General features: G+C 58.0%; 4 protein-coding genes and 1 pseudogene. 4 read left to right on the top strand and 1 reads right to left on the bottom strand.

The features are described from left to right. Positions 1–248: pseudogene (locus ABX749_RS26190) on the top strand (acetylhydrolase); the annotation flags it as partial. A 71-nt stretch (positions 249–319) separates the two neighbouring features. On the opposite strand, the gene ABX749_RS26185 reads toward ABX749_RS26190, so the two are convergent. Beyond that, the gene (locus ABX749_RS26185; RefSeq protein WP_372898602.1) at positions 320–754 is read right to left on the bottom strand and encodes an SRPBCC family protein; all 435 of its coding nucleotides are present in this window, start codon (positions 752–754) and stop codon (positions 320–322) included. 132 nt (positions 755–886) lie between these two features. On the opposite strand from ABX749_RS26185, the gene ABX749_RS26180 reads away from it, so the two are divergent. The 3 genes from ABX749_RS26180 to ABX749_RS26170 all read left to right on the top strand — a co-directional run. Next, positions 887–2,179 carry a Gfo/Idh/MocA family protein gene (locus tag ABX749_RS26180; protein ID WP_372898601.1) on the top strand — a complete coding sequence of 431 codons (1,293 nt, stop codon included), beginning with the start codon at positions 887–889 and terminating at the stop codon, positions 2,177–2,179. A 28-nt stretch (positions 2,180–2,207) separates the two neighbouring features. Further along, on the top strand, positions 2,208–3,134 hold the full coding sequence (locus ABX749_RS26175; RefSeq protein ID WP_372898600.1) for a PmoA family protein: 927 nt from the start codon (positions 2,208–2,210) through the stop codon (positions 3,132–3,134). A 5-nt stretch (positions 3,135–3,139) separates the two neighbouring features. Beyond that, the coding region (locus ABX749_RS26170; RefSeq protein ID WP_372898599.1) for a sulfatase-like hydrolase/transferase at positions 3,140–3,577 on the top strand (438 nt) is incomplete at its 3' end.

Raw genomic sequence — 3,577 nt, 5'->3', positions numbered from 1 at the left:
TGCCCGAAGGCGACAAGTATCATCTGGTCTTCCGCGACGGGCATCATTACACGTTCTCCGACGCCCGCGGCTTGCGTCGTCGCGATCGCGATCGCAATCCGAAACACCACCCTGCGATTCAGAAGATCAGCGTCAAGTTCTGGCAGGCCTATCTGCGAGACGATGCGGAAGCCAAACAATGGCTCCAAAGCGACACCGCCCATTCCGACGGCACGCTCGCGGCGGAGGACGTCTGGCAATGGAAGTAAGGTGAAACGGGTTTCCTGGTTCGACAGACCAAGACACTTGACAGGCTGACAGCCTATCAAGCGTTCCAGCTTCATGCCCTGGCAAAGTGATCCCGCAGGGCTTCGAGTAGCGCCGCGTAGATCGGGTTGCAGAAATCGGCGACCATCTGCGGTTCGTCGGATTCGTATTTCGACGTCCATTCGGCAAAGGTGCTGCCATCGGCGGTGACCGGCAACAAACGAATCCTGCCGCGATAGCCCGAGACCGTTTCTTGCGACACCGGTTCGGGACCATCGTCGATCGAGTACACGACCTGGTAGTGGTCGTCATCCAACTCCAGCAGCGTTTCTTCGAAGGATCCGTTGAGCACTCGCTTGGCTCCCACTTGATCACCGGGTATTTCGCCGACCGCGGTCACATTGGTGATGAAGGGTCGTCCCCAATCCAAACGGTGAAAGTTTCGAATCTCCTTCCAAACTTCATCGATCGCCGCGGGAACGATCACGGAATTGTAGCAGGACATCATTGATCCTTATTGGATGGCATGTTTCTCGCGTTTGCGCGACATGAAGACCATTTCAATCATATAGAATCCACGGCAGCCGATGGGCCTGGCTGCCAACCGACTTCGTGACAAACGGTATTCTCTATGCACTCGATGACGCGTCGCCAATCGATCGCCAGTGGAGCCGCGATCAGTTTATCCGCCCTGTCCTACGCCAATCTCGCGCGGGCGGCCGTGGGCACGCCTCGACCCAGGATTGGATTCATCGGATGCGGCGGACGCTCAAAAAACCTGCTGAAAGGATTTGCCGAGAACGCGACGGTGACTTGGGCTTGCGATCCGGATCAGCAGCACGCCGTGGCATTTCAAAAACAATCCGGTGCAACACGCGTCACCCATGACCTTCGACGCCTTCTCGATGACCGCTCCATCGATGCGGTCGTCGTCGCCACCCCGGATCACTGGCACGCCCCGGCTGCGATCATGGCTTGCGATGCCGGAAAACACGTGTACGTCGAAAAACCCTGCAGCCATAACTTCCGGGAAGGCCAGTTGCTGGTTCAAGCCGCACGGCGAAACAACGTGATCGTTCAACACGGAACACAAAGCCGTACGAATCCGTTGGTGATCAACGCAATCAACCTGCTCCGCGACGGGGTGATCGGTGAGGTGCTGGTTTGCAAGGCATGGAATATCCAGCGGCGAAGAAACATCGGACACGCCAAACCCTCCGCGCCGCCCAATCACGTCGACTACGACACCTGGGTTGGCCCCGCGGAATATGTCCCGTTTCAATCCAATCGATTTCATTACGACTGGCATTGGTGGCACAACTTCGGAACCGGTGACATCGGAAACGATGGCACCCACGAAATCGATATCGCAAGATGGGGCTTGGGCGTCCAAGGGTTGCCTACCACTGCATCAGCGATCGGCGGAAAATTTTACTTTGACGATGACCAACAATTTCCCGACACCGCCACTTGCGTGTTCCAGTGGTCAGGCGATGGAAAGCCGAACGCCAACAAGCAACTGATTTTCGAGATGCGGATCTGGTCCAAGAACCTGCCCCACAACTGCGACACGGGGGTCGAGTTCTATGGAACCAAGGGAATGCTCTTCGTCAGCAAACGGGGCAAGCTCGCGATCTGGGATGAATCGAATCAGCCGGTCGCGGTCCCCACACCGAAAGAAAGTTCGACGCAACCGAAGAATCATCAACTCGATTTCCTTCAGGCCATCACCGAGAACCGCGAGCCGGCTGCCGACATCGCGATCGGCCATGATTCTTGCAGCTTGGTTCATCTGGCCAACATCAGCGTCACCACCGGACGCTCGCTACGCATCGACCCGACCGGCCAAAGCATCCAAGACGACCCCGAGGCCGATGCGATGCTAACTCGTAAGTATCGTTCAGGCGGTCATTGGGCCGTCCCGAATGCCTGATGCATTTTTCCCTTTCTGGAAAAGTCCCATGAATTCACTTCTCAAGCTCACAATCGCAGCCTTGCTTTGCCTCTCCGGATCAGCCGAGGCGCAGCGACCGGAACTGACGTTCGACGAAGACGACGGCCGCGTCATCATTCAAGTAGACGGCGAAGCAATCGCACATTATGTCTATCGCGATGATTCCCTTCCGCGTCCCTACTTTGCCCACGTCAAAGCTCCCGGTGGGATTCAGGTCACGCGTCAACATCCGCCCCAAGCCGGCGATCGCGACGACCACCCCACGATGCACCCGGGGATCTGGTTGGCATTCGGCGATCTCGGCGGCGAGGATTTCTGGCGCAACAAGGCGTCGGTTCGACACGGGGACTTCATCCAGAAACCCGCCTCCGAACGCAATGTGGGTTCCTTCATCGAACAGAAACAATACATCGGTTCCGACGGCAGAATCGTCTGCGAAGAAGAGTTCCGCTTTGCCGTACTCGCAAAACCAGACGCATCGCTGCTTGTGTTTGAATCCATATTCAGTGGCTCCAAGCCGTTCTCGTTCGGTGACCAGGAGGAGATGGGGCTGGGCGTTCGCGTCGCGACGCCGATCAGTGAACTTGCCGGAGGGACATTGACGGACGCCGAAGACCGTTCCGGTGCGAATGCGATTTGGGGCAATCGCGCCGCCTGGTGTGATTACAGTAATGTCATTGATGGCCAGCGCGTGGGGATCACGGTCATGAGTCATCCGACGAACTTTCGCCCGAGCTGGTGGCACGCCCGAGATTACGGATTGATCACCGCCAACCCCTTCGGCCGCGCGGCGATGAATCAAGGAGCGGCCAGCCGGGTCGTGGTTCAGCCCGGGGAAACGCTTCGGCTGCGGTTCGCCGTCTACCTCCACTCCGGGGCGGGGGACGACGCGATCGGCAAAGCTTATGATGACTACGCAAAACTGGGACAATGATCACGATGAAATCACTGCTTGCGACCGTTTTGGTGCTGCTCATACCGTTGATGTCGCCCTCCAACGCGACGGCATCGAAACCAAACATTCTGTTGATCATGGCCGACGACGTCGGCTGCGACGCGATCGGTTGCTATGGCGGCCAAAGCCATCCGACACCGCACATCGATGCGCTGGCTCGCGGTGGGATGCAATTCAGCCACGCCTACTCGATGCCGGTCTGCCACCCCTCGCGGGTCTGTCTGATGACCGGACGTTACCCGTTTCGCTTCGGAGCCGACGGGATGAAGTGGGGTGATTTCCCCGAAGCCGCCGAGGGGATCTCCATCGGGGACCGCATGAAACAGGCCGGCTACGCGACCGCCGTTGCCGGCAAGTGGCAGCTGTGCATGATGAAAAACGATCTGCAACATCCGCGGCGTGTCGGTTTCGATTCCTGGTGT

Origin of the sequence: Stieleria sp. (genome assembly GCF_041595215.1) — a bacterium.
GTDB lineage: Bacteria > Planctomycetota > Planctomycetia > Pirellulales > Pirellulaceae > Stieleria > Stieleria magnilauensis.
The sequence above is the reverse complement of the archived record's forward strand: the minus strand, read 5'-3'. Positions and strand labels throughout refer to the sequence as shown.

Coding starts and splice junctions, on each gene's coding strand:
- ABX749_RS26185 (WP_372898602.1), bottom strand. CDS start 754: ATGATGTCCTGCTACAATTCCGTGATCGTTCCCGCGGCGATCGATGAA.
- ABX749_RS26180 (WP_372898601.1), top strand. CDS start 887: ATGACGCGTCGCCAATCGATCGCCAGTGGAGCCGCGATCAGTTTATCC.
- ABX749_RS26175 (WP_372898600.1), top strand. CDS start 2,208: ATGAATTCACTTCTCAAGCTCACAATCGCAGCCTTGCTTTGCCTCTCC.